2 protein-coding genes are annotated in these 1,002 nt (G+C 62.4%); both read right to left on the reverse strand.

The genetic code is table 11. The features are described 5' to 3' along the window. Positions 1-46 precede the first annotated feature (46 nt). Positions 47-490, reverse strand: coding sequence for a hypothetical protein (locus BV106_RS31075; RefSeq protein ID WP_038171411.1), 444 nt, complete (start codon positions 488-490; stop codon positions 47-49). Positions 491-614: 124 nt separating this feature from the next. Beyond that, positions 615-1,002 (reverse strand): LysR family substrate-binding domain-containing protein (locus BV106_RS31080; RefSeq protein ID WP_265596263.1); only part of this gene is annotated, 388 nt, incomplete at its 5' end.

Genomic DNA, 1,002 nt, shown 5'->3' on the forward strand with positions numbered 1-1,002 from the left:
TGGCGAGCTTCATTCCGCATTTCGCATTCCCCATTCCGAATTGCTCCTACCCCTCCTGCGGCCGGTCCACCATGAGCGACTTCCGCACTTCCTGGAGACACCGGACCCAAACACCGCTGCTCAGGGGGACATAGTAGCTCTTGCCATCAGAGCGGGTCACGATGTCAAAGATGTTGCTGGGCTGCTGCACGAGCTCATCATAGATCCCGCTCAGGAAGACCCCTTCCACGGTTTTAGGAAACTTCGCCCGATACTCCAGGTCCGAGGCTTCTTTGATCGCCTCGTCGATCACAATGACCAGGGATGAAAGCGGCAGCCCCACCCCGCTCTTGTTGGCCTCCGCCAGCGCCTCGCCGAGCAGGACCTCCAGCTTGCGGATCACCGGGCGGAGATCCCGTTTCGACACAGGGCGGGATTCTTCCTCCACCAAGTCCTTGTCGGACTTCACGGCGGCGGGAGCCAGGGGATGGAGATGTCTGTCGGAGCTCACGGGAAGGGGAATTTAGGCGGAACAGCGACGCCGCAGAAACCCGGAGAGGTTTAAGGACGCACGGCTCCATGTGGCTGGACTGACGCAATTATACCAGCATCGCTACAGAAGTTGAACTTCACCTTTACCTGCGGGAGCCGGGAGGACGGGGGTCGGACGACGCGACGAGCAGACTCAGAAATTCCTTTATGGCACTGGGTGGAGAACCACTGCGCCGACAGGCAAATGCATGCTGCAGCCTGGGGACCGGCCGGGCCAGTTTCAAAAACGTCACGCCATGGGTGATGATGCGCCCCACGCCCTCCGGCACCAGCGTGATGCCACTGCCGACAGCGACCATGGCCAGAATGGCCGTGACGCGCTCCGACTCCTGGACGATCCGCACCGGGCCCTGGCCAGTCTGTGCGCACAGGCCCGCAAACTGCTGACGGAAGGCGGGTGCCGCCTCCCGGGAGACCATCACCCAGGGCTGACCGCGGAGCGCCTTCCACGAAACTCCCGCACACCCCCCT

The organism is Verrucomicrobium sp. BvORR106 (assembly GCF_000739655.1).
Taxonomy (GTDB): Bacteria; Verrucomicrobiota; Verrucomicrobiia; order Verrucomicrobiales; family Verrucomicrobiaceae; genus Verrucomicrobium.